Source organism: Thermogladius calderae 1633, assembly GCF_000264495.1.
GTDB classification, from domain to species: Archaea; Thermoproteota; Thermoprotei_A; order Sulfolobales; family Desulfurococcaceae; genus Thermogladius; species Thermogladius calderae.
In genome coordinates this window covers 958698-983983 of record NC_017954.1, presented here as the reverse complement: position 1 = coordinate 983983, position 25286 = coordinate 958698, and the positions used below count along the sequence as shown (strand labels likewise).

General features: G+C 61.6%; 22 protein-coding genes and 2 CRISPR repeat arrays. Of the genes, 9 read left to right on the top strand and 13 right to left on the bottom strand.

Annotation, left to right across the window (positions count from 1 at the left end):
* Positions 1–52: 52 nt before the first annotated feature.
* From TCELL_RS05425 to TCELL_RS05400, 6 genes are all read right to left on the bottom strand, one after another.
* The gene (locus tag TCELL_RS05425) at positions 53–1342 is read right to left on the bottom strand and encodes a Ni/Fe hydrogenase subunit alpha (protein ID WP_048163256.1); all 1290 of its coding nucleotides are present in this window, start codon (positions 1340–1342) and stop codon (positions 53–55) included.
* Entirely contained in the window at positions 1335–2105 is a 771-nt protein-coding gene (locus TCELL_RS05420; protein ID WP_014737725.1) for an NADH-quinone oxidoreductase subunit B family protein, read from the bottom strand. Before TCELL_RS05420 ends, TCELL_RS05425 begins: the two co-directional genes overlap by 8 nt.
* The gene (locus TCELL_RS05415) at positions 2106–2933 is read right to left on the bottom strand and encodes an FAD/NAD(P)-binding protein (protein WP_014737724.1); all 828 of its coding nucleotides are present in this window, start codon (positions 2931–2933) and stop codon (positions 2106–2108) included. It lies immediately after the preceding gene.
* On the bottom strand, positions 2930–4012 hold the full coding sequence (locus tag TCELL_RS05410) for a 4Fe-4S dicluster domain-containing protein (RefSeq protein ID WP_014737723.1): 1083 nt from the start codon (positions 4010–4012) through the stop codon (positions 2930–2932). Before TCELL_RS05410 ends, TCELL_RS05415 begins: the two co-directional genes overlap by 4 nt.
* A gap of 99 nt (positions 4013–4111) precedes the next feature.
* Complete coding sequence (locus tag TCELL_RS05405; protein ID WP_014737722.1) at positions 4112–5554, bottom strand: sodium:solute symporter family protein; 1443 nt, start codon at positions 5552–5554, stop codon at positions 4112–4114.
* The gene (locus tag TCELL_RS05400) at positions 5551–5748 is read right to left on the bottom strand and encodes a hypothetical protein (protein ID WP_014737721.1); all 198 of its coding nucleotides are present in this window, start codon (positions 5746–5748) and stop codon (positions 5551–5553) included. The genes TCELL_RS05405 and TCELL_RS05400 overlap by 4 nt, the downstream gene beginning before the upstream one ends.
* A 59-nt stretch (positions 5749–5807) precedes the next feature.
* Here TCELL_RS05400 and TCELL_RS05395 point away from each other — a divergent pair, with 59 nt between their 5' ends.
* On the top strand, positions 5808–6818 hold the full coding sequence (locus TCELL_RS05395; RefSeq protein WP_014737720.1) for a DUF7343 domain-containing protein: 1011 nt from the start codon (positions 5808–5810) through the stop codon (positions 6816–6818).
* Between the two features lie 555 nt (positions 6819–7373).
* A CRISPR array of direct repeats spans positions 7374–8984; the repeat unit is 24 nt; unit sequence CTTTCAATTCTTCTTGATTGCTTC.
* A gap of 363 nt (positions 8985–9347) precedes the next feature.
* Positions 9348–9986 (top strand): CRISPR locus-related DNA-binding protein, encoded by a 639-nt coding sequence (locus TCELL_RS05390; protein ID WP_014737719.1) that lies wholly within the window; start codon positions 9348–9350, stop codon positions 9984–9986.
* On the opposite strand, the gene cas4 is transcribed toward TCELL_RS05390, so the two are convergent.
* The 3 genes from cas4 to cas4a are packed head-to-tail and all read right to left on the bottom strand — an operon-like array spanning position 9974 to position 12611.
* Positions 9974–10483 (bottom strand): CRISPR-associated protein Cas4, encoded by a 510-nt coding sequence (cas4, locus tag TCELL_RS05385; protein WP_014737718.1) that lies wholly within the window; start codon positions 10481–10483, stop codon positions 9974–9976. The two genes, TCELL_RS05390 and cas4, sit on opposite strands and share 13 nt — an antisense overlap.
* Positions 10480–11763 (bottom strand): CRISPR-associated endonuclease Cas1, encoded by a 1284-nt coding sequence (cas1, locus tag TCELL_RS07630; protein WP_014737717.1) that lies wholly within the window; start codon positions 11761–11763, stop codon positions 10480–10482. The genes cas4 and cas1 overlap by 4 nt, the downstream gene beginning before the upstream one ends.
* Positions 11760–12611, bottom strand: coding sequence for a type I-A CRISPR-associated protein Cas4/Csa1 (gene cas4a, locus TCELL_RS05370; RefSeq protein ID WP_014737716.1), 852 nt, complete (start codon positions 12609–12611; stop codon positions 11760–11762). Before cas4a ends, cas1 begins: the two co-directional genes overlap by 4 nt.
* Before the next feature lie 362 nt (positions 12612–12973).
* Positions 12974–16201: a CRISPR direct-repeat array (repeat unit 24 nt; unit sequence GAAGCAATCAAGAAGAATTGAAAG).
* Positions 16202–16275: 74 nt separating this feature from the next.
* Between cas4a and cas6 the strand changes: the two genes are divergently transcribed.
* From cas6 to TCELL_RS05340, 6 genes are all read left to right on the top strand, one after another.
* Entirely contained in the window at positions 16276–17235 is a 960-nt protein-coding gene (cas6, locus tag TCELL_RS05365) for a CRISPR system precrRNA processing endoribonuclease RAMP protein Cas6 (protein WP_014737713.1), read from the top strand.
* Between the two features lie 64 nt (positions 17236–17299).
* Positions 17300–19102 (top strand): glutamine-hydrolyzing GMP synthase, encoded by a 1803-nt coding sequence (gene guaA, locus TCELL_RS05360; RefSeq protein WP_014737712.1) that lies wholly within the window; start codon positions 17300–17302, stop codon positions 19100–19102.
* 20 nt (positions 19103–19122) lie between these two features.
* Entirely contained in the window at positions 19123–19743 is a 621-nt protein-coding gene (locus TCELL_RS05355; protein ID WP_048163247.1) for a phosphoribosyltransferase, read from the top strand.
* 63 nt (positions 19744–19806) lie between these two features.
* The gene (locus TCELL_RS05350) at positions 19807–20013 is read left to right on the top strand and encodes a hypothetical protein (RefSeq protein WP_162097841.1); all 207 of its coding nucleotides are present in this window, start codon (positions 19807–19809) and stop codon (positions 20011–20013) included.
* Positions 20010–20258 (top strand): hypothetical protein, encoded by a 249-nt coding sequence (locus TCELL_RS05345; RefSeq protein WP_014737709.1) that lies wholly within the window; start codon positions 20010–20012, stop codon positions 20256–20258. The genes TCELL_RS05350 and TCELL_RS05345 overlap by 4 nt, the downstream gene beginning before the upstream one ends.
* A 241-nt stretch (positions 20259–20499) precedes the next feature.
* On the top strand, positions 20500–21498 hold the full coding sequence (locus tag TCELL_RS05340) for an aldo/keto reductase (protein WP_014737707.1): 999 nt from the start codon (positions 20500–20502) through the stop codon (positions 21496–21498).
* A gap of 494 nt (positions 21499–21992) precedes the next feature.
* Here the strand turns inward: TCELL_RS05340 and TCELL_RS05335 are convergent, their stop codons facing one another.
* Together TCELL_RS05335 and TCELL_RS05330 are read right to left on the bottom strand one after the other, a co-directional pair.
* The gene (locus TCELL_RS05335; protein ID WP_014737705.1) at positions 21993–23390 is read right to left on the bottom strand and encodes an SPFH domain-containing protein; all 1398 of its coding nucleotides are present in this window, start codon (positions 23388–23390) and stop codon (positions 21993–21995) included.
* Between the two features lie 180 nt (positions 23391–23570).
* Positions 23571–23810, bottom strand: a complete 240-nt coding sequence (locus TCELL_RS05330; RefSeq protein ID WP_157864716.1) for a hypothetical protein — start codon at positions 23808–23810, stop codon at positions 23571–23573.
* 147 nt (positions 23811–23957) lie between these two features.
* Between TCELL_RS05330 and TCELL_RS07615 the strand changes: the two genes are divergently transcribed.
* Complete coding sequence (locus TCELL_RS07615) at positions 23958–24155, top strand: DUF1667 domain-containing protein (protein WP_083830029.1); 198 nt, start codon at positions 23958–23960, stop codon at positions 24153–24155.
* A 43-nt stretch (positions 24156–24198) separates the two neighbouring features.
* Here the strand turns inward: TCELL_RS07615 and TCELL_RS05320 are convergent, their stop codons facing one another.
* Positions 24199–24618 (bottom strand): HEPN domain-containing protein, encoded by a 420-nt coding sequence (locus TCELL_RS05320; RefSeq protein ID WP_014737702.1) that lies wholly within the window; start codon positions 24616–24618, stop codon positions 24199–24201.
* Between the two features lie 10 nt (positions 24619–24628).
* Entirely contained in the window at positions 24629–25147 is a 519-nt protein-coding gene (locus TCELL_RS05315) for a nucleotidyltransferase domain-containing protein (protein ID WP_014737701.1), read from the bottom strand.
* Between the last annotated feature and the right edge of the window lie 139 nt (positions 25148–25286).

The following is a 25286-nucleotide window of genomic DNA, read 5'->3' as shown; positions in this document are numbered from 1 at the left end:
ACTTTTCCTCCACCGACGTATCAGAGAGCGGCCCTTCTCGTTTGGGCCCCCGCTACGCCTCGAGGACCACTCTGTGGACCGAGCACGAGAGGCAGGGGTCGAGAGACCGCACCACCACCTCCACCGTCCTCTTGACGTCGCCCACACCCGCTGGGGGCCTGGCCGCCAGGGCTTGGGCGGACAGCTCCTCCATGGACGGTACGTTGAGCTGCGTCGGGGTCACGATCTTCGCCGACTCGACCCTCAGATCCTCGCCCAGAGTGTACCTGTGGTAGAGGACCCCCCTCGGGGCCTCTACGAGGTAGGCGCAGTGGAGCCTACCTCCCGCCCTCCTCGGCATGGCCCGGCCCCCGCCTGCGTAGGAGTCCCAGTTGCGGGACTCGAGGACGGACCTAATGGCGACGAGGGCGTCGTGCACCTCCGCCAGTCTCGCGACTATGCCCTGCCTCACGTCCCTGAGCGGGGGCCTCCACCCGTGCCGCTTCATGAGGTCCCTTGTCTCGCCGGACAGCCTGTCCCAGGCGTGGTTGAACCTCGCGAGGGGGCCTGTGACGACTGCGCGGCCCCTCACCCTGTACACGACCGCGTTCTTCCCCCTCTCCTGCCTCGGCTCTAGGGCGGCCTCGTAGCCGGCCACTTCTATCCTCTCAAGCGAGCCCCCCAGGTCCTCCAAGAGCACGGCTGCGCCGTCGTGCGGGTACCTGCCTGGGTCGTGGACCAGGAGCAGGGGCTTGACCAGGCCCTCGCACGGGACCTCGAGCGAGGGCAGCACCTCGTCCAACAGCTCCTCGAGCACCCTCCTCGCCCCCTCGACGTAGCGCTTGACGGCCTCGGCCTCCTCCCTGCTCGGTGCCTTGTAGACGCCGCCGAGCCTCAGGTTGACAACGTTGTGCGTCCTCCCGCACAGGGCCTCCATGGCCCTGGCCGAGCTGGCGAGGGCGCTCGAGACCCTCTTCAAAAGCCCCGGCCTCCTCTCCCACAAGTCTATGGCGCTCCCCACGCCCATGTAGTCGGGTAGGTTGAGGAGGAAGACGTGGAGTAGGTGGCTCTTCACCCTCTCGGCCAGGTGCATCGCCACCCTGAGCTCCGCGGCGCGCTCGTCCACCTCTAGGCCTAGGCAGCCCTCGAGCGCCATGGCAGCGGCCAGGGCGTGGGAGACCCCGCAAAGGCCGCATACCCTGGTTACGAGGTCGACTACCTGGTCGGCCCCCCTCCCCCTCAAGAGGTACTCGAAGAACCTCGGGGCCTCCTCTATGTTCACCCTGACCGCCACAGCGCCACCGCTCACGTAGACCTCTACGCTCCCCTCGCCCTCTACCCTGCCCAGCCCCCACTCACTCAAGCCCCTCACCCAGCCCGGCCGCCCCCAGGGTCCTCTTGGAGAAGGCCTTCAGGTAGAGCGCCAGCCGGCCCCTCGGCCACCCCGCCCCCGCGAGCCTCTCAAGGTAGTACCCGACGTTCGCCCTGCCGAGGTCGCCCGTCTTGAGCCCGTAGCAGCCGTAGCACCCCCTGTTATTGGACGGGCAGAGGGCCCCGCAGCCGCTGCGGGTCAGGGGGCCCAGGCAAGGGGCCCTCCCGGAGACGACAAGGCAGTCGAGCCCCCTCCTCTTACACTCCGCGCAGACGCTCTCGTGTATCTCGACGGGCAGGCCCCCCCGCGAGAGCTTGAGGAGCAGGGACTTCACGGCCTCGTAGTTGACGGGGCAGCCCGGGACCGCGAGGTCCACGCTGACGACCTCCGTCACAGGTGTGAACCCTCCCACGGACTCGACGAGCCCGGGCTCCGGGTATACGGCGGCCTTGGCCTCCTCTACGCGGCCGTTGGACAATGCCTGGACGCCCCCCTCGATGGCGCAGGAGCCCAACGCCACGAGTAGCCCGGCCCTCTCCCTGAGGCTCTTGAGCAGCTTGACGTGCCTCTCCGTAGAGGCCGAGCCCTCGACCAGCACGAGGTCGAAGAAGCCCTCTAATCTGCTCTCCCCCAGGACTAGGCTGCAGGCCGCCACCTCTACGCCGCGGAGGTGCCCCACCGCCTCCGTGAGGGCCCTCACGACCTCTAGTACGCAGCCGGAGCACGAGGCCAGCTTCACGACCCCTACTCTCAACTAGACCCCCTCGACCGCCAGGTAGTCCGAGACCTCCGTGAGCCTGAACACCGGGCCGTCCCTACACGTGAAGTAGTGGCCGAGCTGGCAGGTTCCGCAGAACCCCGTGCCGCACCTCATCCTCCTCTCAAGGGAGAGGAAGACCCTGTCCTCTCTGAACCCCCTCTCCTTGAGGGCCTTCACCGTGTTGACCATCATTGGCTCGGGGCCGCAGACGAAGGCGTAGGAGCCCCCTGGGTCTACGTCGGCGAGCCTTATCAGGTCCGTGACGAGCCCGACGTGGCCCTCCCAAGCCCCCTCCGGCCTGTCGACGGAGAGGAGCAGCCTGGTGCCCGGCAGCCCCCTGTAGGACTCGAGCTCGTACTTGAACAGGAGGTCTCGGGGCGTCCTGGCGCCCACGAGCACGTTGACCCTCCCGTACCTCTCCCTCCTCTCCGCGACCCACTTCAAGACGGGCCTCAGCGGCGCGAACCCCATCCCACCGGCGACGACGAGCAGGTCGTGCCCCTCGGCCTCCTCGAGCGGCCAGCCCCTCCCGTAGGGCCCGCGCAGGCCTACCAAGCACCCCCTCCACTCCCTGTAGACGAGGGCCCTCGTGACGGCGCCAGCCGCCCTAACGGTGTGCTCCACTACCCTGCCCCCCTCGCGTATGCCCGAGACCGAGAGGGGCACCTCGCCCAGGCCGTGGACGTAGACCATGTTGAACTGGCCCGGCCTGGGCGGCGGCACCTCGTCCACCAGCCTCACGGCCAGCGTCTTCACGCCGGGCGCCTCGTAGACCTCGCCTATTACCAGTCCCTTCCTCAGCTCCGCGAACGGGCTCCTCAACCCCCGCCCTCCCCGACCGCTCTGATCAGGGACTCCCGGAGGTCCACGCCCGCCGGGCACCAGGTGACGCACCTACCGCAGCCCACGCAGCCCAGCCTCCCCGTCTGCATCGGGTAGAAGAGGAACTTGTGGAGGACGAAGTGCCTGTACCTCGTGTACAGCTCCCTCCTGAAGTGGCCGCCGGCCACCATCCCGTAGGTGTAGGAGAGGCAGCCCACCCACTGGGCCACCCTCGTGTCCACCCTGCCGTCGTACTCGTCTACCAGCTCGGTGCAGAAGCACGTCGGGCACACCATGTTGCAGCTGGAGCAGGCGAGGCAGCGCTCCGACACCCTCTCCCAGAACCCCCTGTCGCCCAGTAGCCTCCTCAGCGCCCTCTGCGCCTCCTCCACCGCTACTCCGAGGCAGGCCCTCCTCGAAGCCTCCTCGGCGAGCCCCCGGTACTCGGCGACGTCGCCCTCGGAGGCCTCCTCCAGGCCCATCTCCTCCAGCACCTTCTGCCCCGCGGGCGAGCCGGGCTTGAAGAGTACGGCCTCCCCGCCCAGCTTCGCGTAGGCTACGTCGAACCCCTCCCGCGCTGTGGGGCCGGAGCCCGTCGTCGAGCAGAAGCAGGTGTTGCCCGGCCTCAGGCACTCCTCTACGACCACGAACTTCACCCTCCCCCTCCTAGCGGCGTACAGCGGGTTAGCCCCCGCCCTGAACAGCTCGTCGAGGACCTCTACGGCAGAAAGGTCGCAGGGCTTGACGGCAAAGAGGGCGACGCCCCCCTCCCCCGCCTCCGGCTCTTCGACTGAGAGGTCCTCGCGGACCCTGGCCACCACCTGTCTCGGCGGGTGGAGGTAGTTCTTGGGCGACTGGTGGGAGGTGGTGAAGCCCACGCCGCTCCTCAGCCTGTAGCGCCCCGGCTCCGCCTCCGCCTCCACTCTCAGGGGGAGCTCGGACGCTCCCCGGACAACGCCGAAGCCTATCGACCCGCCGTCCAGCCTGTACCCGTAGACGACAAGCCCCCTCTCGTCCCTCAGTAGCGCGTACAGCCTCGCTACGTCCTCTAGCCCTCCCCTGTAGAGCGGGGCCTCCAAGAACCCGTACCTGGTCTCCGTGGATCGGGCCCCGGAGATATAAGTCTTATAGGCCCGCCGGGCTTAGGTGCTTGGCGGAGGGGTGAAAAAGCCGCCTACTCAGGACCCGCGGGGTGACCCCCGGGAGAGCCTGTGGGCGGCGTAGGAGGCCAGTAGCGCCGCCCCCGAGACGGCCGCGACCAGGCCCGAGACGGGTAGCCCGGCCACCGTGTACGTGAAGGCCCTCCTAGGGCCCAGCGCGACGGCGTAGTAGGTGGCGAGCCCCGCCCCGGCCAGGAGTGAGGCGAGGGAGCCGTACCTCAGCGCCGCGCTGCGCTCGCCGGCGGTGTAGGCGCCGACGAGGGTCACGAGGCCCACGGGCAGGAGTATCACGCTGGTGAGCACGGAGAGGTCGACGATGAAGCCCGGCTTGAGTGCGGCTATGGCCGTGGCGGCCGCCACCAGGGCAGCGTCCAGCGCCCTCGCCGCGTTCACGCTCCTCGCCCCCAGCGTGGTAGCCACGCTGCTGGAGACGGCGAGCACGATGCTGTTGGCAGTGTCGACCGTGGCAGCTATGATGGAGACGGCTATCACGGAGCCCAGGGCGGGGTCCATGTAGCCCAGTAGCGTCGGGGTCACGTTGTCCCTCGGTATGTCCTCCGGCAGCACGCCCTCTATGGCCAGCCCCCTGGCTGCGAGGCCGGCGACCACGACCACCAGGGTGTAGAGCAGCCCGTACGCGAAGAAGTAGGCCACCGTCTCCCTGTACGCCTTACCGCTCCTGGGCAGGTAGAGCTTCGCGACGACCTGCGGGTTTGACACGGCGAAGAAGACCCAGGGTATCGTGTATGCGAGGAAGACGCTGGGCGTCCAGAAGCCGGTGAGCCCCAGGTAGCCGGCGGAGCCCAGGTCGTCCAGGAGCCTCCCGGGCGTCAGGCCCCTCGAGGGGGTGAAGAAGAGCAGCAGCCAGCCGAGGTAGGCCAGGCCCCCGAACAGCATGAGCGAGCCCTGCAGCAGGTTGGTCAACGCGACGCTCCACATCCCCGCCACGGCTATCCACGCGTAGACGAGCAGCGCCGAGGCGGCCAGGGACTCGGCCTCCCCGAGCCCCCCGTACCCGAAGACTATCCTGAGGCCGAGGACCTGGGCGGCGAGGTAGGGCAGCATCGCGTAGAGGTAGACGAGGGAGGCGGCTAGGCCGAGGGCCCTGCTGCCGTACATGTCCGCCAGCATCTGGTTGGGGGAGATCCAGCCCCTCTCCCTCGACAGCCTGTGTATCCTGTAGCCGGCCGTCGACAGCAGGAGCACTGTGCTGGCTAGGTAGGCCAGCTCGAAGCCCAGCGCCCCCGCGCCCGTCGCGTAGGCGAGCCCTACGAGGCCGAGCATCATGAACGCGCTGTAGGTGGTCGCGGCGTAGGTCAGCGCCGAGACGACGCCCCCCAGCCTCCCGCTCGTGACGTAGTAGTCCCTTATGTCCCTCCTGAAGTACCTCCTCGAGAACAGGGCCAGGGCGGATCCCGCAGCCGCGTAGAGGAGCAGGGCCAGGAAGAAGGCGGCGTTCACCCCTCTTCACCCGCCTCGAGCTCGAGGTGTAGGAGGGCCAGTAGTCCCGCCGCGACGGTCGCCAGCGTCCAGTAGGCTAGGAGCTCTAGGCCCCTGGAGCCAGCCAGCAGCGTGTAGGGGACTGCGAAGAAGGAGGCGAGCAGGGCGAGCTCTAGGGCCGCCAGCAGCCTGTTTAGCTTTTTCCCCGAACACATGTTCGACCCCCTGTTAAGGCATATTACCGGCCCCGGTTTTAAAGGCCTAGTGGTGGAGGATGCCGGGTAGCCTGAGGGAGAGGGTCTGGGAGCTCCTCAGCGGGTACCAGGGGTCGAGGGTACCGCAGTCCTTTATACACAGGGCTCTCGGGGCCAGCAAGAGCAGGGTGAGCGAGATACTCGCTGAGCTGGAGAGGCAGGGCCTGATCGCGAGGGAGGTGGTCGGGAGGAGCAAGGTGGTCTACGTGTACCCGGGGTTCTCGGAGAGGGCGCGGGAGCCCGGGGGGAGGGTGCTGAGGCTGGGCATCGTCTACTCGAGCGAGTACCTCTTCCTCGGCGGCTTCGTCAAGAGGCTGGAGTCGAGGGGTGTGAGGGTGGAGGTCGTGGTGTTCAGGGACGGCCTCAGGGCTACCAGGGCCCTGGCGGAGGGGGCTGTGGACATGGCCCTCTCCCCCCTCCCGGGCCAGCTCTACCTCTACCCGGCCTACAGGACCTTCAGGGTCGTGCCGGCGGGGGTCAGGGGCGGGTTCAGGGTGATGGCGTCGGGTAGGCCCGGCCCCGTCTACTCCAGCATGATAAGCACCATGGACTACGCGAGGGGCGTCGCCGTCTCGCGGGGGCTCCTCGAGGCCGAGGGGACGGCCTACTTCGACGACCCCTCCCAGGTATCCTCCAGTCCGCCGAGGCGGGGCTTCGTGGTGGCCTGGCACCCCGTCTACCTCGAGCTCGCGGGGAGGGGCTTCAAGCCCGTGCTCGGCCCCGACGACCTCGGCGTCGAGTTCTGCTGCACGCTCGGCGTCTCCAACAGCCTGGGCGAGAGGCTGGCCGCGGCCGCCGCCCGGGCCTACAGGGAGGCCGTCGAGGAGTACGGGAGGCAGCCGGACAAGTGGCTGGAGTACTACTCGGCCCTCACCGGGATAGAGCTCGGCGTCCTCAAGAACGCCGCGGGCGAGTACAGGCCGGTGGAGCTCGACGAGAAGGCCGTAGCGGGTGTGGCCAGGGCCGTGACCCCCAGCATCCCAGCACCCGCAGCCCACGAGGGCGCCCTAGTTGACGAGAGGCAGGCTTAAAGCCCTCAGAGGCATCAAGGACACCACAGATGAGGCGGGCCGCGACACCCGGCCAACACCCACAGCGGCGGGGGATGAGGCCGGGCCCCGCACCGCTGAACACCCCCTCACCCACCCCCGTGCACGCCTCAGCGGCACAACACAAGGTAAACAGCGGTTCAAAACACCCTTCGCAAAGTAGAACGGGCCTCTTAATCCTTCATGATCGCTTAACTGAGGTTGGGGGAAAGAGAGCTGAGAATAGGATTGGTGTTGACGCTGAGCGTTGGTTCTGCATCTTTACTTATAATTTGTGACTTCCCTATATAACAAAAAGTAAGCCAAGGCGTGATCTCGGTCCTCCAACAATAGGGTTTGATAATGAGTAAGGCCAACACCGTGCTGCCACAGTACGGTGGGTCTCATCAGGTTTGGACGTCCCAGCATTAACAACAAATAGCCGTGTTTATTTGCTGTGTTTTTAAGATTATAAAAATTGAATATTGGATAAAAATAACTACTTTTGGGTGCTGGCCGCTGTAAATCGCCTAACCCCATCTCTCGGGTTTCCATTCACTTTCAATTCTTCTTGATTGCTTCTAAATATTTATAAATAAGAATAAAAGGCGACTCCCGTGGAACTTTCAATTCTTCTTGATTGCTTCAAGTGCACCGTGATGTTCTGGGGTGGAATGATTATCTGTCTCTTTCAATTCTTCTTGATTGCTTCCCTCATCACCTAGGAGAAGGGTATGCAACTTATATTTAAAAAACTTTCAATTCTTCTTGATTGCTTCTTAAGGATCCGTGGGTCTTGAAGACTGGGAAAAAGTACCTTTCAATTCTTCTTGATTGCTTCACTGTGAAACGCGGGTACGTGTACGCGGTCCACACCATAAACTTTCAATTCTTCTTGATTGCTTCAAGTATCACATTATAGATGTCCTGTTTGACTGGGGTAAAACTTTCAATTCTTCTTGATTGCTTCCTGTTTAACCTCTGGTTGGGTCAGGCTGGTCAATATGCGGTAGTCTTTCAATTCTTCTTGATTGCTTCACTGGGATGGTGTATGTTGTGTTTCCAATAGTGAGTGATGGGTTAGCTGACTTTCAATTCTTCTTGATTGCTTCATATTCGTTGAAGATTTTCCACTCGTAGTCGTAGTAGTCGCCCTTTCAATTCTTCTTGATTGCTTCCTAAAGGAGGGAAATTTGAAAGGGCGTTTTTGTATCATGGAGTCTTTCAATTCTTCTTGATTGCTTCGCTCGTACACTTCGTCGAAGACGAGCTGCTCTCCGTCCCCGCTTTCAATTCTTCTTGATTGCTTCTGAGTATGTTTATGCTAAACTCACGAGGCTACTCTCAAGTCTTTCAATTCTTCTTGATTGCTTCGAATCTTCGACGAATACGAAATCTTCGACACGACGCTAAACCTTTCAATTCTTCTTGATTGCTTCAGGACGACAGGATTGTCATCCCCTTCAAGAGCTCTAAGGCTTTCAATTCTTCTTGATTGCTTCCTACTACTCAATGAACGCGGAAAGCTGTTCAAGCAGTTAGTAACTTTCAATTCTTCTTGATTGCTTCTCCACGGCTATTCTTTACCGTAGGGGCGAAGGGTAAAAATGCTTTCAATTCTTCTTGATTGCTTCAAAGTAGAGTACTTTACAACAACCGATGGTAAACCAGTACTAACTTTCAATTCTTCTTGATTGCTTCGGCTCGGAGTGGTGTACGCGGCCTCTTCCATCACCTTGTACTTTCAATTCTTCTTGATTGCTTCATGAGTATGGCTACGACTTCTCTAGAGCGAGTCAAGTGCTCTTTCAATTCTTCTTGATTGCTTCCATACCCCGAGCTCGGATTGTTCACGGCTTTCAAGCAGATGCTCGCTTTCAATTCTTCTTGATTGCTTCTGCCCGCACCCCCCTTCAGCCTGGTCTCGGCGAGCTCGGCTATGCCTTTCAATTCTTCTTGATTGCTTCGAAGAAGCGCAAGCACTGAGGCCAGGTCGCAATGATCGAGTTCCTTTCAATTCTTCTTGATTGCTTCGCTGCTTAGTTACCGGGTCTCGTATCGTGACCTCCTCGATCGTCTTTCAATTCTTCTTGATTGCTTCCGGAGCCTGTGCCGTAGCCTGTGGTGCCACAGCTGTGGTGTCCGCTTTCAATTCTTCTTGATTGCTTCTGAGCTTCGCTCCTTAATTGGTTGTTTAAACTAGATCGGCTATTTAAGCCTTTACGCTCCAAGGTTTTTGCCAGCCTCGGCGGCTTCTGCGGGGCCTGATCGCCCCTGCCTCCTCTTGTTGAAGGGCTGTGTCTCCCATGGCTCTCATGGGACGGCCTCTTCTGGTTCCCGCCTCCTGTCTCGTTTTATGCCCGGTGTAATGTCTCTTCTTTACACGTGTGATCACCCCTCGCCGCCCTGGACGTGCCCGGCTCCCGCGGCTGTGGCTCCTCGGCGGCTGTTCATCCCACGGCTTGCGTGGGATTTTGCCTGCGCGGGAGAGCTTTTATCCCCGGCCCCCTTTTAGTTGATCTGGGTGCCTTGTTGAGGGTCTTCATAGCCCCTCTCGGCTTTCACGAGGACTCCGTCCTCAGGATGCTGGTGCACTACAGGGCCTCGCCCGGGGACAGGCTGGTGGCGGTCACCTGCAGCCCGCTGGCGCCCGGGTCTAGGAGGGCGTTCGAGTCCCTGAGAGCCCAGTGCCTGAGGCAGGGGCTGCCCGAGCCCCTGCTAGTCGAGGTCTCGTGTAGCAGGTTCTACGAGGCCTTCCCAGCCCTCCTCAGGCAGCTCAGGGACCTGGGAGAGCCGGAGGAGGCGGTGCTAGAGGTGGGCACGGGGCCCAGGATACTCGGCCACCTCGCCTCGCTAGTCCTCGAGAGGCTGGGGTGGAGGTACACGATACACTACGAGCCCGAGACGGGCCTGGACCAGCCCGTTGAGGTCCCCTGGGGCTTCATAGAGGCGGTGAAGCTGAGGCTCAGCAAGCCCGAGGAGGCGCTGCTCAGGCTAGCAGTCTCCAGGCCCGGCGTAACGGTCGCGGAGGCCGCGAGGGAGACGGGCTGGAGCGAGAAGACGGTGAGGAACATAGCGTCCAGGCTGAGGGGTAAGGGCCTGCTGGAGAAGAGGGGTAGGAGCGAGGCGCTGGAGCCCACACCCTACGCGGCAGCACTCTACTCCGTGTAGGGGCAGAACCTCCTGTACCAGCAGGAGGAGCACCGCCTACCGGGCCTAGTCGGCTGCGGAGGCCTGTCGCTAGACGCCAGCCTCTCCAGCTCCCCCAGGTACCTCCTGGCCTCCTCCACGAGCTCCCCCGTGAACTCCAGCTCCCTCCTGACACCCCCCATCTCGAGGACCAGCCTCCTGACCCTCACGCCCTTAAGCGACAGTATGTAGGCCCCCGCGACGAGCTGGGCCATGTACCTCTGCGCGTCCCTCGCCTTGAAGGCCTTCCTCTCCACCACTACCACCCCGCCCCCCTCCTCCCTGACCTCGTCGACCAGCGCGCTGTAGCCGCCGGCCCTCGCGTACAGCCCCCCGCCCCCCGAGGCCTGTTTCCCGGCCAGCATGCTGTCCGTCGCGGGCTCCTGCACCAGGTGTCTCGCCTTCAGCCAGGCGATCACGGGGCAGTACACCATCTCCTTGACCATGGAGGGGGAGAGCGGGTTGCCCGCGAACCTCAAATCACACCACCAGGGGCTCCCTGCCCACGGACAGGACCGCGAGGGGGTGGCCGAAGTACTTGAGGTACCTGAGGCTGTACTCGAGGAGCGGGATGTAGTGTATCACGTCCCTCTCCCCCTTCACGAACCTGGGTAGCGCCCTCTCCACGTCCTTCGCCGTGGACGGCAGCAGCCTCCCAACGAAGACGCTCCTCTGGATCCTCGTCAGCCCCTTGGACTTCAGGTAGTCGCTGAGCTTCGCCCTGGTCTCGTCGTCCTCTATGTCGTACGCGACCAGGACTATCATGGCTCACCACTCGTAGACGAAGCCCTGGAAGACCCCCCTCCCCCCTCAGGTACGACGCTAGGGAGAGGGCGCTCCTCCTCATAGCCCCCCTCAGCGAGACCGGCGCCTCGCCGAACCTCCTCGTCTTCGCCTTCTCCAGCCTCTCGAGGACCCCCGCCACCACCCTCCTCCTCGACTCGTAGTCCAGCAGCCCCCCGCTGAGGGAGGGCCTCCACCCGTGCCTCAGGAGGTCTAGGAGGGCGGCGTCGGCGATGAACCTGAACTGCTCGACGAAGTCGAAGACGAGGCTCGTCGAGCCCGGCCTGTCCTCGTGTAGGAAGCCCGCGTACGGGTCGAGCCCCGCGATCACCAGAGCGCTGTAGCTCTCCGAGTACAGTATTCCGTAGGCGTAGTTGAGCGACGCGTTCACGGGGTCGCCCCCCTCCTGGTCCCTCCCCTGGAAGCCTAGCTCCCTGGGCAGTAGAGTGGCGTAGAGGCCCCAGTAGACCCTCGCCGCCTCCGCCTCCACGCCCCTTAGCCACTCCTTGAGCTCGGACAGGGCCACGCCCTCCTTCAGCCTGGCCTCGCTGGCGAGCGTGGAGAGCTTCTCGTAGCCCTCCCTCAGCGCCTGGTCCCTGGTGTACGAGTAGTACCTCTTCAGGAGTCCGGCCTGGTTCATGACCTTGGAGTACACGACCTCCCTCGCTACCAGGGCCCACCTCCCGTCTAGTAGCGCCCTGTACTGGGCCTTCCTGGTCTCGGTGAGCTTGTTGTTGAAGAGGGGGTGTACCCTGGCGACCGGCACCCCCCTGCTGTCGAGTAGCACCACGTCTATACCGTACTCCACGGCCTTCAGCAGGACTTTGCTCGACAGCCCGACGCGGCTGCTGGCCACGAAGACTCTCTCGACCTCGAGCGGGGGTATCTCCGTCTTCGAGCCCTTCTTCTCCACGACGAAGACGCCCTTCCTGAACCTGAGGACCGTCCCCGGCTCTGAGACCACTAGGTCCCTCACTGGTGGCACACCCTGTAGAACGGGCACGTCTGCGGGCAGTTCTTGTCCTTGGGGGGCTCCCTGTTAGATACGAGCATGTCCACTATCTCGTCCCTCTCCTCCAAGAACCAACGCCTCAGCTCGTTGCTCACGTAGACGGGCCTGTACAGGACTCTAAGGCCGCTGTCGGAGGGGTTGACGTAGACCAGGATCCCGTAGTCGACCGGCACCTCGTACTCGGCCTCTAGGGCGAGGGCGTAGCCGGCTATGGAGAGCTTGTGGAAGTCCCTTGGCGCGCCCGTCTTGAAGTCGACGACTATGTTCTCGGCGTAGACGTCTATGGAGAGCTGGGGGGAGAGGCCCAGGGGCGTCCCGTCGACCTTCATCTCGCTGACGACGGGCAGGCCGCTGCCGCCGCTCACGAGCCTCTCGTACTCGACCTCGCCGAGGAGCGTGACTAGCGTCGACTTGTAGGCTTTGAGGGCCGTGGCCGTGTCCCCGTTGCCCTGCGGCCTGAACCTGCCCAGGCAGTAGGTGAGTATGTCCCACGTCTCCCAGCCCCTCGACAGGCCCCTGGAGGCGCAGCGGACAGCGGCCGTGACAGCCTCGTGAACCAGCCTCCCCTTGGCCAGGGGCTCTGTGGTCTCGGGCGCCAGCCCCATCTTCCTCCTCAGCCAGACGTCCCTCCTCGTCGGGCAGTACTTGCCCGCCACCTCGCTCACCCCGAGGCCCAGGTAGGCCCTGGGCTTCACCGGCGGCCTGTCCCAGCTCCACCCCCTCAGCTCCTCCTCCACGGGGTCCGCCCTGGACCACGCGTAGAGCCTGCGGACGCTCCTCAGGACGAGCCTCCTAGCGAACAACCCCGGCACCCGGGGGAGGCTCTGGGAGGGCAGGGATTTAAAACAGGCGGTCAAACGCCAGGGGGGAAATCCCACGTGCTACATGGGACGGGCAGCCGCCGGGGAGCCCGCGCCGCGGGGGCGGAAAACGGGAACACGCCGAGGACCGATCACACGTGTAAAGAGGGGACATTACACCAGCCAGCAGGCGCGACGGGGAGCAGGCGCAGGCGGCGATCGTCCCAGGAGGGACATGGGACGCACAGCCTCCGGACGAGAGGGGGCTGGGGCGATCAGGCCCCGAAGAGGCCCCTGGGGCAGACAAAAACCAGGGGGCGTAAAGGCTTAAATAGCCGATCTAGTTTAAACAAACAATTAAGGAGCGAAGCTCAGAAGCAATCAAGAAGAATTGAAAGGGCAGGTATGTTCCACCAGTCTGGCGGCTGGTACCTCCTCAGAAGCAATCAAGAAGAATTGAAAGAAGTTCACGGCTAAATAGCCCGGGTTTACAGCCTGCTCGACGTGAAGCAATCAAGAAGAATTGAAAGCTAATGCTGTGTGGAAGGCGGCGCACAAGCGCCTCGGCCCGATGAAGCAATCAAGAAGAATTGAAAGGGCTAATAAGCTTGTGGGGGTGTGTTGCCTTGAAGGTCGTGGGGAAGCAATCAAGAAGAATTGAAAGATAAGCTTTACGTGGTGTACACGGCGTCGAAGAAGACGGGGAAGCAATCAAGAAGAATTGAAAGCAGGGAATATTACCCGCGATGAAAAAAGTGTTTCTTCGGGGGAAGCAATCAAGAAGAATTGAAAGTTATAGTGTTCATTGGTCTTATCACGCTCTACGGCTTGGAAGAAGCAATCAAGAAGAATTGAAAGCAATTTTGAATATCCAAAGCTCCAAGACTCCTACCTCGTTGACGAAGCAATCAAGAAGAATTGAAAGGACCGCGTGCCTGCCGCTTTCGAACTCGACATCCGCAACGAAGCAATCAAGAAGAATTGAAAGTCTTGGCGTACACAGCTGTGGTGGCGCCCACGCGCGCGAGAAGCAATCAAGAAGAATTGAAAGGTTAGATGGAATGAGGCTTGGATCAGTGATGTTAAAATACTTGAAGCAATCAAGAAGAATTGAAAGTGGTGACGCAGTATCTCTGCCGCCTCCTCTCGCGTGGCCAGGTTCTGAAGCAATCAAGAAGAATTGAAAGCGCCGCCAGCATATTTCAGCCCCGCCTCGTACGCTTCGAGGCACCAGAAGCAATCAAGAAGAATTGAAAGCCTAGCCGCCGAGTCGGAGTTAGTTATCCGCATGGTGAGCTGAAGCAATCAAGAAGAATTGAAAGGCAAGTCTTTAACACCTCGCACTCCGATTTAACTATTTCCGTCGCCGAAGCAATCAAGAAGAATTGAAAGAAACAAAGATACGTGTACCGCCCGAAAAGTGGCGTACATTAAGAAGCAATCAAGAAGAATTGAAAGTGTCAGCTCCAGTATCGAGTCGGCGTATTTGTCCACGTCTATCCCGGGAAGCAATCAAGAAGAATTGAAAGTTTACCGCTTAGCATAAAGCCCATGTATAGCTCCAGCTTTTTGGCTGAAGCAATCAAGAAGAATTGAAAGCGCGAAAATTAAAACTGTCGTGAACCAGCTTCACGAGTACAGGAAGCAATCAAGAAGAATTGAAAGGTATGGGAATACAATTCTGCGTCCATTGATTACAGCCTCACCATGAAGCAATCAAGAAGAATTGAAAGCGGTTCTCGACGAGGAGATATTAGCAGAGCTCGAGGAGTCGAGAAGCAATCAAGAAGAATTGAAAGGTATCGGGCCGAGCCTCTTGTGCGCCGCCTTCCACACAGCATGAAGCAATCAAGAAGAATTGAAAGGACGTTTATCTCGATGCCTTGGCGCGTCAGCACCCAGGCGAAGCAATCAAGAAGAATTGAAAGTAGTCTCGCAGAATCGGGTCGAGCCAGCTCGGCTTCTCTATCGAAGCAATCAAGAAGAATTGAAAGCAATCTATGTTAGGACTCCCACCTATGAAAAACTGAAAGAAGAAGCAATCAAGAAGAATTGAAAGTTTTTCCCTCTAACACATAACTTCTCACGGTGATAGGGTGAAGCAATCAAGAAGAATTGAAAGGATCGTGGTACCACCACAGAACATCACGATACACTTCTAGTGAAGCAATCAAGAAGAATTGAAAGCGCGGAAGTACTTCAGGGTGGAGGAGGACTGGAGCGGGTACAACAGGTGGAATTAGAAGCAATCAAGAAGAATTGAAAGATTATATACAGTTAATGCGGGCTAATTAACCTAACGCATCTCAAGAAGCAATCAAGAAGAATTGAAAGTCGGCGGTATCTTCGACGCGATACGAAACGCGTTCTCGCCGATATTGAAGCAATCAAGAAGAATTGAAAGTTTTTTTCCCGCGCCCCATTCGCCCTTCTTCGACACCCGTGAAGCAATCAAGAAGAATTGAAAGATCGGAGTGCATCAAGGGTGTGGACGAGGACAAGATAGTCTTCAATGAAGCAATCAAGAAGAATTGAAAGAGGACTACGAGGACGACGACTACGAGGACGACCCCTAGGTGAGGAAGCAATCAAGAAGAATTGAAAGATCTCCTGCTTCTTGAGCAGGGCGTCAGCCTCTGCCAGGAGGTGAAGCAATCAAGAAGAATTGAAAGCCCAGACCACGTGAGCCACGTACCTCTTCTTGACGCCAGTGAGAAGCAATCAAGAAGAATTGAAAGTTTCTATGTATTCCTTGGGTATGTGCGGACATACATTTTCTGAAGCAATCAAGAAGAATTGAAAGACGAGTATTCTCGTCTCGAGGTTCACGCCCTACCTCTCTGCCAGAAGCAATCAAGAAGAATTGAAAGGGCATGTTTACGTACACGTTGAGAACTGCGAGGGACTACTAGAAGCAATCAAGAAGAATTGAAAGAGGGATCAACTCGCCCTTATTGTATTTGTTGATCAACTCATGAAGCAATCAAGAAGAATTGAAAGGTAAATGTCTTTTAGAAGGTCCTCCACGCGCCTCCAGGAAAGAAGCAATCAAGAAGAATTGAAAGGTACGCATCTAGGATGTCCCTCCTCCGCGTCACAGCCGAAGCAATCAAGAAGAATTGAAAGTAATCAGATATCTCCTGACGGAGTACTACAACCAACTCGTGAACAAGAAGCAATCAAGAAGAATTGAAAGGGATCAGCTCGTTGAGGGCGTCCAGCACCTTCTTCTGCTCCTCGGTGAAGCAATCAAGAAGAATTGAAAGCTTGAGCGAGTACGCTACACTGGATGCGTGCCTGCAGAAGGAAGCAATCAAGAAGAATTGAAAGTACATATGTCGTACTTCTTGTGGTAGTCACAGTACGCCCACACGAGAAGCAATCAGGAAGAATTGAAAGATTATTACGAGTATTAGTGAGGCGATGATTGCTGTGATCTCTTTCCTGAAGCAATCGAGAAGAATTGAAAGGATCCGTCGCACATAAACGTGTACAATCTCGATCCTAACGTGAAGCAATGGAGAAGAATTGAAAGCTTTCAACTCATACGCGGTGAACGCCGTCGCTAGTGCTACTGTGAAGCAATCGAGAAGAATTGAAAGCACCGTGGAGGCCGGGCGTTGCGTGGACTACGCTAAAAATTCCCTGTTGCAATAGAGTTTAGCCGCTGGTCTCCATGTCGGCTGTAGAGTCGAAGCTGGCGCTCTTCAAGGTGGCCGCCTACCTCGACGGGTTCAGGGGCTTCGTTTACACGGGCAAGCTGTCGAAGACCCTTGTCATCACGGCGGTGCCGGAGCTCGCGCCGCACTTCCAGCCCTCCTCGGGCTCTCCCCCCAAGCTGGTCCACGTCTCCCCCCTCTACAGGGAGTCCGGCGGCAGGGTCGAGGCCGTCTACACCAGGCTCTCGTGTAAGGGGGGTCAACTGGCGAGGTGCGACGACGGGGTCCCGAGGCCCGTCTTCCTCGAGGGCTTGTACACCTTCTACCTGGGCCTCTCGACCAGCCTGGTGGACCCCGGCAGAGTGCTATCGGGGCTGACGAGCCTGGAAGGGTATTTGGAGTTCATGAAGCAGAAGGTCAGGGTCTCGGTGAGGCAGGTCGAGTACATAGACCCACACTCCCTGGCCTCGAGGCTGCTGGACGAGGCCGCCTCCAGGGGAGGGCTCAAAGTGGTGTTCTCCAGCCCCACGCAGCTCAGGGACCCGTTCAGGAGGGGGAGGCACAAGTCCTTCCTGCCGTCGCCCCTCAACGTCTTCTCCACCCCCGCCTACATCTACGTCTACCAGAGGTGGGGGTTCAAGCGGGGCAGGTTCCTCAAGCTCCTCAGGGTCCTGCACAGGGTCTTCAACGAGACCTACACCGTTCTCAAGACGGTCAAGCTGACCTGGTTCGTATACGAGAAGCGGCCCGAGCCGGGGCTGATAGGCTACGCGAAGTACGCGGTGAACGACTACTACTACGAGGAGTACAGCAAGAGGCTGGGGCTGAGGGAGGCCATTGAGGGGGTGCTCGCGACAGCGGTGGCGCTGGGGACGGGGACGGGGAGGGCGGCGGGGCTCGGGCACGTCTTCCTCGAGCCGGCGGAGCTGGGAGCGGATAGGGGTGCGTCCAGGGCCGCCGCGGGCGGGACCCAGTAGGGCTCGGGCCGGGCCCAGAAGGCTTATCAGGCCCGGGGGAGAAGTCTAGACACGGTACAGTCGGATGAGGCTGGTTCTACAGTACTCGCCCAGGTTGCAGGTCCTGGCGGGCTCGCTGGGCTACGAGCTCCTCACCGGCGAACGCTTCGAGGAGGTGGTGGTCGTCTCGGAGGCGCAGGTGGGCGACGCGGAGCAGCGGCGGCTGCGGGAGCTCGCGGAGGCGGTGGGGGCGGGCCTCAGAGTCGAGGTCCTGGGCGACGACCTGAGGGCCTGGGCGTCCCTCGAGCTGCCGGGCCGCGTAGTCCTCGACATAACCCCCGGCCGGAAGATCTACGCCCTGATCCTCCTCCAGAAGTGCCTGAAGGCGGGGGACTGCAGGGCCAGGTACCTCCTCGTGAGGGACGAGGCTAGGTACGGCTACAGGTTCTTCGGCTACATGCCCAGGTGGGCCTTCAAGTTCATAGAGTTCCACCCGGAGCTGCGCGAGGTCAGGGTGGACGTAGGCGGGGCCCGCGAGGCCTACAAGCACCTGAGGCCCCCGCAGCCCCTCAGGGTCGTCCCCGAGACGCTGCACGCGCTGGTCAACCTCTACAGCCTGTCCGGCGCGGAGTACTTCGAGGTCGAGGCGTGCGGGGGGCAAGGCACGGCGAGGGTCAGGGTGCTGGTGAGGGACCCCGTCTTCGACGGGTGGGGGGAGACAGAGGAGGCGTGGGTGGGCCGGGGAGGGTGCGTTCTCGAGCCGCCCCCCGGCTCCACCGTCCTCGCGGTGTCGGAGGACGGTGCCGTGGCGGCCTTCAGGGCCGAGGTGAACGGGAGGCCCGTCTACGGGGTGCGGTTCCACCCCGAGGCCCACCACACGCGGAGGGGACTGGTACTCCTGGACAACTTCCTGAGGCTGGCCGGGGCCGTGAGGGGCTGGGGCGTGGAGGCCTACTACCACCTGGCGCTGCAAGAGCTGGAGAGGTACGCGGGCGCACCTGGGAGGGTCGTGGCAGCCGTGAGCGGGGGCGTGGACTCGGCTACAGCCGCGCTGCTAGCGAGGAGGGTCTTCGGCGACAGGCTGGTCCCGGTGCTGGTGGACCACGGCCTCTTCAGGGAGGGGGAGGTGGAGGAGGTCAGGGAGGAGCTTGAGAGGGCGGGCCTAGAGCCGGTCTACGTGGACGCGCGGGAGAGGTTCCTGAGCAAGCTGGAGGGGCTGGCAGACTGCGAGGAGAGGAGGAGGGTGATTGGAGAGGAGTTCGCGAGGGTGTTCGACGAGCTGATGACGGAGTTCCGGGCCGGGGTGTTTGTCCAGGGCACGATATACCCGGACGTTGTGGAGAGCGGTAGGCCGGGCGGCGGCAGGGTAAAGACGCACCACAACGTGGCCGGCCTACCCACCTGGTTCAGGGAGAAGTACGCCGTGCTCGAGCCGCTGAGGCACCTGTACAAGGAGGAGGTGAGGGAGCTCGCCAGAGCCCTGGGCCTGCCCGACTACTTCCTCAAGAGGCACCCGTTCCCCGGCCCGGGCCTGGCGGCCAGGGTGGTCGGCCCGTTCAACAGGAGGAAGCTGGAGGTCTGCCGGAGGGCGACGGCCATAGTGGAGAAGGTGCTGAGGAGGCGGGGGCTCTACGACAGGGTCTGGCAGGCCTTCGCAGTGGTCGGCGACGACACGTGGGTGGGGGTCAAGGGCGGTTCGAGGAGGCACGGGCTCGTGGTCATCGTGAGGGTCGTCGAGAGCGCCGACGCGATGACGGCGGACTACTCGAGGCTGCCGTACGAGGTCCTGGACGAGATATCGGGGGAGATAACGAGTAGCATCGACGACGTTACGATGGTGGCGTACGCCGTGACGGGTAAGCCGCCGAGCACGATCGAGCCGTGCTGAGGGGCTGGGGGCGGCCTGGGTTGAGGGGCGTCGACGTGGTCTACATACCTTGGAGCAAGGCTCTCCAGTACTGCTACAGGCTGGCCTCCATGCTGCTCGACGCGGGTGAGGACCCCGAAGTCGTGGTCGCGGTGTCCAGGGGCGGGCTCGTCCCGGCGAGGATCGTCAGCGACGTCCTCGGAGTGGACGAGCTCGTCGTCTTGAGGAGCAGGCTCTGGGGCGTGGGGGGCCGGGTGAGAGAGGAGCCCGAGTTGAGGCTGCACGAGCGCCTCGAAGTAGACGGAAAGAGGGTGCTCGTGGTAGACGAGGTGGTCGACACAGGGGCGACCATGAGCAAGGTTGTCGGCCTCGTCTCGTCCATGGGGGCGAGGGAGGTGAAGACGGCCGTGCTACACTACAAGTCTACGAGCAAGCTGGTGCCAGACTACTACGTGGAGAGGCTCGAGAGGTGGGTCTGGGTCTTCTACCCCTGGTCCTTCAGCGAGACGCTCTACGGCCTCGCGAGGCGTTTCGGCGGTAGCGTCGTAGAGGAGGCCTTCAAGACGCTCATGGAGATCGGGGCCAGCGAGCTCTACCTCGACCCCCTAAGGATCAGGCTGTCGCTAGAGAGGTACGCGAGGGCGGAGAGGGGGACCGGCTAGGCGGCGCAGCGTCGAGCGAACGCTACCGGTTATAATAGGCAGTTTTACAGTACCGACTCGTAGGTGCCGGGCGTGGGCGCTGGGACACCCCACCCCTGTGCCTCATGGGTGCTCGGGGTCTTCGAGGACCCTAACGGCCGTGGGCCCCTCGTGGGCGCGGGGGTCGCGGAGTACGCGGCCAGCGCGGCAGGGGAGAGGCCTGTGTTAGGTGAAGGTGAGGGGCTTGAGGGGTACCGCAGGTTGACGAGGGCAGGAGGTGATCAGGAGTGAAGGAGCGGGTCATAGACGTCAGGAACGTCCCCACCACCTGCACTTCCAACTCCACCCTCGTGCTCGTCAACGAGTTGCGTATGTCGGAGAGCGAGGGCGTGGACGTTTTAAGGGTGTACTTCAACGCAGACGAAATACCCGAGGGCTTAATCGCGCTCTTCTTGTCGAAGTTCAACTACGCCGTGGAGGAGGTGAAGGCGCTAGACAAGAAGTCGAGGCTCGTCGTGGCCAGGAGGGTCAAGTGAACCCAGCAAGGTGGGGCGGGCGCCGGAGCCCCGCTCCCCATGCACCCGCACCACTACTCGAGGGGCGGCGTGGACTACGCGGGAGGTTGGACCAGGGCCTGTCGGGAGGCTCGGGAGGACATGCGTGTGGAGACCGCGGCCTCCTCGACCCTGATCGCGGCCGAGCCGAACCCGCGCCTAAAAGCCCTCTTCAAGCAATAGTATACACCTGTCGCGCCCTTGCCGGAGGCGTGGGTGCGCGATGAGGTACACGACCCTCGGGAGGGCGGGGCCCAGGGTCAGCGTCGTGGGCCTCGGCTTCTGGCAGGCTGGGTCCAGGCTCTGGGGCTCGCGCGACGGGGGCCTGAGGGAGAGGGTGTCGAAGACCCTGGAGAAGGCCCTGGAGCACGGGGTCAACCTCCTGGACACGGCCGAGACCTACGGGGGCGGCCTTTCGGAAGAGGTGCTGGGAGAGGCTGTCAGGGCCCTCGGAAGGGACAACTTCGTTGTCGCCAGCAAGGTGGCCGGCTACAGGGTTACGCGGCACTCAGTGCTTAAGGGCGTGGAGGGCGTTAACAGGAGGCTCGGCTTCAGGGTCGACGTTATACAGCTGCACTGGCCGCCGCCCCACCCCTGGCCCGTCTGCTGGGCTGTGAGGGGGCTCGAGGAGGCGGTCGCACGCGGGCTCGCCGGCTACTACGGGCTCTCGAACTTCCCCCGAGAGCTCCTGGAGGAGGCCCTGGAGTGCGCGAAGAGGGTGGAGCCCGTCAGCAACCAGGTGCAGTACAGCCTCGCCTACAGGACGCCGGAGGTCGACTTGCTGGGCTTCATGAGGGAGAGGGGTCTGGCACTGGTAGCCTGGAGCCCCCTTGCCAAGGGGGCCCTCGCGGGCGCGAGGGAGGCCTCCGCGCCAGCTCAGAGGAGGGACAGGGTGTTCAGGGAGGCGCTGGGCGACGTCAGGCTCAGGGCCGCACTAGAGGAGGTGGCGTCTAGGCGGGGCGCGACCATGGCCCAGGTGGCCCTGGCCTGGCTGGTGGCCAAGGGGGCCATCCCCATACCCGGCTCGAGGACCCCCGAGAGGGTCGAGGAGTACGCGGGCGCCGCGGAGCTCACCCTCGGCGAGGAAGACGTGAGGCTTCTAGACGAGGCGTCCTCCAGGTACCTGAGGCTGTGGGGGGACAGCTACAGCGCGCTCAAGTACATGAGGTACATCCCCGCCACACTACAGAGGGCGGCGATCGCGTTGATGAGGGGGATCTGAGCGCACACGAGCGCACCGGCAGCCCAGGCTGCGGCCCCGGCCAACCGATTCTCTGGGGACCCCGTTAACGGGCCGCGGGAGCCGCGCCCGCACCCCCTCGTAGACAGGGCCGGTCGAACCCTCGCGCCGGGCCGTATAACTCGCCGAGCTGGGTGCCCCGCGGTCTACTTGGTCGCGGCGCCAGGCTTTTGGGGCACGGCGGCTCAGCTCACGCTGGCCGCTCACCGAGTAGGTTGGGTGGACGGGGCCGCGTCAGCTCCGCGACCCTCCTCATCGCGGTCGGGCTAGGATGCCGTCATCACCCTCAGTGCCCTTATTATCCAACGGGGGGTTTAAGGCCGCTCCCGGCACGAGGTACAGGGCTGTCTCGAACCCCACTCGAGTAAACAACGGTGGAGCGGCCCAGCTTATGGGGGAGGCGACGCGAGTCGGGCGGGTAGGTGAGCGGAAGAGCGGCCCCGTCTAGGCTTGGGGGCGTAGCCGTGGCCGCCACGCTAGGCGCCCGGGCCCTGCCACCCGTACTGCTCCCTCAGCAAACTGTAGAATAGCTCCGTCACTACAGCGTCCCGCAACCTCTCCTTAACTGCCTCCTCGGGCTTCCGCAGAACCTCTCTTGTAGTGCCCGGCCTCACCTTCTCGGCTAGGCCGAGGGCGGTCAGACCCGACACCACCAGGTACACCTCCGTCTCATCCCTGCCTTTGGCGGGCACGAGGGCGGCGAGCGAAATACCCCCGATTCTGAGGAGAGCGTAAGGCTTGACATCCCTAGGATCGTGACCCCCTATGCACTCGCCCAGTTCAAGGACCATTTCGTAGCGCGCCGCGGGTGGCTGGTTCGAGGAAGAGGTGGGCGCCTCGTGACTTGGTCGCACAGCCTCCACAACGAGGTCGGCAAGCGAATCAACATCGGGGAACTCGACCTCACCCAGCTTCACCCAGCTTCTAGGAGTCCAATCTAAGTTCCACCCCCTCTTTACTTCCCCGTCTGGCAGGGACACGGCGTACTCGTAGTCATAAAAGGGGGATACCGCAGACCTCGCCAGTTCTTCGATTTTAATAGACCCGTGCTCAGTTTCGTATTTGAAATGGTAGAGGTGAAAGTCGACCTGTCTCCCCACCGCGTCCCTGACGAGCTTCTCCAGCGCCCCCCGATCCTGCGCCATGGACTCCACGACCTCCCCAACCCGGCGTAGCGCGCCCTCCAGCACCCCGTCCGCAACCCTGTCCACCAAGCCCGACTCCGAGAGCCGTCTCGAGAAGTCCCTGAGCGTCTTGACCAGGTCGCGCACCCACCTCAGCCTCTCGACCGCGGTCTCCCTGCCCCCGTCCTCGGTTCCGACTATTACGGCGACTCCCCTGTGGGTCTTCAGCGGGTCGCCCTCTGTGGGGACGATTATTCTCGCTTCTTTGAGGGCGCCGTCGTACTGGTACTCGCCCCGCTCAGCCCTCTCGAGAGCCGCGTCGAGCAACTCCACCAGCTTGTCTAGGAGGCCCCTCCTCGCCATCTTGTGGACAACGTCGAAGAACTCTCCCACCAATAACCTGTGCGAATACTCGGGTCTAGGGTACCAGGCCCACTCCTTGCACACCCCGTCGTCCAGGCCCATGAGCTGGCACAGAGACTTGGCGTCGATCACGAGACTAGTGCCTTCAACGGACAGGATATTAAGGCAACCCTCTTCACTACAGAAGTCCACTTCCACGTACCCACCGTCCAAGAAGCGGATACCCACCGTCTTGGACGCGCCCCATAAGTGCAGAGCCTCAAATACGTACAGCCACTTCGCGAGCTCCAAGCCCGCGTCAAGCGCCGAGACCGCCGCCTCCGCGAGTCTCTCCTTCAGCCTCTCGTCCTCCTCGGGGCTGACCGTGCCGCTACTTGCGGTGGCCAAGGGCCATCCCTATATTCAAGCTCTCGAGAATGGACTAAAAAAACCTGGGTATAACCGAGAGCCTAGCCTCTAGGGTCGAATCCTTTTTCATGCTGATAGATAACCCTTTATGGTTGTTTGTCGCCAGCTAATTAGTGTAGGGGCTATCGCGGGGCGTGTTCTCGGGGTTGACGAAAGCTGCTAGGGCTGCTTCTGACACTCTCCTGTGTATGCTCCTCCAAGGCGTTCCAGCGTTTCTCCTTCTCCTCTTTTTAACCATTTTCTGCTAACAAGATTTCCTTTATCTAGATCCTCGAAGACGTGGATAGAGTTTGGTAGTATCCTTCTCGGACCTGCCATCAGCTTGTTTATAAAGTCCCTCTCCCTGCTCCCTTCCCTAGCCGCGTACTTCTTGTAAACCGTTTGCCCCTCCACCTCCATTTCAATTATTTTACATCCGTTCATGGTCAGGTGTAGGGACTTCCACCTCGCCTACAGGGATTTGGGTACCCGTGTGGGCTCATGGGCGGCTGTCGAGCCCAACGGCACACGGCTCCCGTCTAGGTTGAGGTCCGCGGGGTTTGGGGCATTGCTCCCACGGGCGATGCGCCAGCGGTCTCCGTCAAGACGAGGCGCCCGGTACCCAAAGGCTGTATCTGGCTGGTGATGGAGAAGCTAAAGGACGTCGTCTTGAGGGCGCCCGTCAACATAGGCGACGTAGTGTTGAGAGACGTCTGCTGTACTGATGTGGTGGCCACGAGGAGGGTGGCGAGAGTGGCCACGTAGCAGGAGGGCCGGCCCGAGGACAACGGGCGCTGCTGCGTGGCGGTCAGCCCGGCCCCCGCGTGTACTCGGATAGTAGGCGCTTGGCGTAGGAGACCACGAGTTTCGCCGCCTCTACGGCCTTCTCCGCGTACGGCCTCGTGTAGAGCCTGGAAGGGGGTAGTCCCGTCTCCTCGTCGCCGTACATGGAGGGCTCCGTCTCCCTCCTCAACCACCTCGAGATGGCGGCCAGTTCGGGTATCTTGTCTCTGAACCAGTCGGGGAACCTGTCGGAGAGCTCTACTAGGACAGGGCCGACGTCGTGCCATTTAGGGGGCTCTACGCCCACCAGCCTCAGCGACGCCTTGAGGGAGAGCTCTACAGCCTCCTGGCACTGCCTTATGGCGTACGCGTAGGAGCCCTCGCCCAACATCATCTCGGCAACCCTTACCCTCTTCTCCGCCTCCTCGAAGTAGGACTTCGCCATCTCGACGTTGTTAAAGCTCGATCACCTCCCCGAACTTGTACTCCCTCTTCAAGACGGTCACCCACTTGCTGCCTACTCTCCTCCTCTCCGCACCGTACTCCTCCAGCCGCCTCCTCACCCTCTCTAGGACACTGGTCATGAAGCCGCCCCTGTCGTAGAGGACCCTCGCGTCGAACACGGCGTCGAGGTAGAGAGGCCTAGTAATAGAGGCCGACTGCCTGTCCAAGACGACGGGGGACAGGACCGGCCTGAGCCCCGCCTCCCTCAAGCAGTCGAAGACTGGCCGGAGGGCCTCCTCGACTAGGTCCAGCTCCCTGTGTAATTCCAGCCTGTCGCCCACTTCCTCCAGCACTACTATCAGGTCAATGTCGCTGTCAGACCTGTAGTCCCCCCTTGCGTAGGAGCCGTAGAGGACGAGGGAGACAAGCCTATCGCCGAAGACGCTCTTGAAAGCGCTGACAAGCCCCTCTACCAACGCCTCTAGCAGCCTGTCCCTTGGAGGGCACTGCATCCCGCAGACCTCGTGCAACTATTTTTACACAGTCTAATAAGTAGGTCGAGGCCCCGTCCACTGAGGCCCCCTCTACCTCGACGACCGTGCGATCAAGGGGCCAACGAATACAAAGCCTAAAAGCCGTCCGCCCCCCTGATCAAGATGGGGGTGTCTG

Coding starts and splice junctions, on each gene's coding strand:
- guaA (WP_014737712.1), top strand. CDS start 17,300: ATGAGGCTGGTTCTACAGTACTCGCCCAGGTTGCAGGTCCTGGCGGGC.
- TCELL_RS05395 (WP_014737720.1), top strand. CDS start 5,808: ATGCCGGGTAGCCTGAGGGAGAGGGTCTGGGAGCTCCTCAGCGGGTAC.
- TCELL_RS05330 (WP_157864716.1), bottom strand. CDS start 23,810: ATGGAGGTGGAGGGGCAAACGGTTTACAAGAAGTACGCGGCTAGGGAA.
- cas6 (WP_014737713.1), top strand. CDS start 16,276: ATGTCGGCTGTAGAGTCGAAGCTGGCGCTCTTCAAGGTGGCCGCCTAC.
- TCELL_RS05400 (WP_014737721.1), bottom strand. CDS start 5,748: ATGTGTTCGGGGAAAAAGCTAAACAGGCTGCTGGCGGCCCTAGAGCTC.
- TCELL_RS05340 (WP_014737707.1), top strand. CDS start 20,500: ATGAGGTACACGACCCTCGGGAGGGCGGGGCCCAGGGTCAGCGTCGTG.
- TCELL_RS05320 (WP_014737702.1), bottom strand. CDS start 24,618: ATGGCGAAGTCCTACTTCGAGGAGGCGGAGAAGAGGGTAAGGGTTGCC.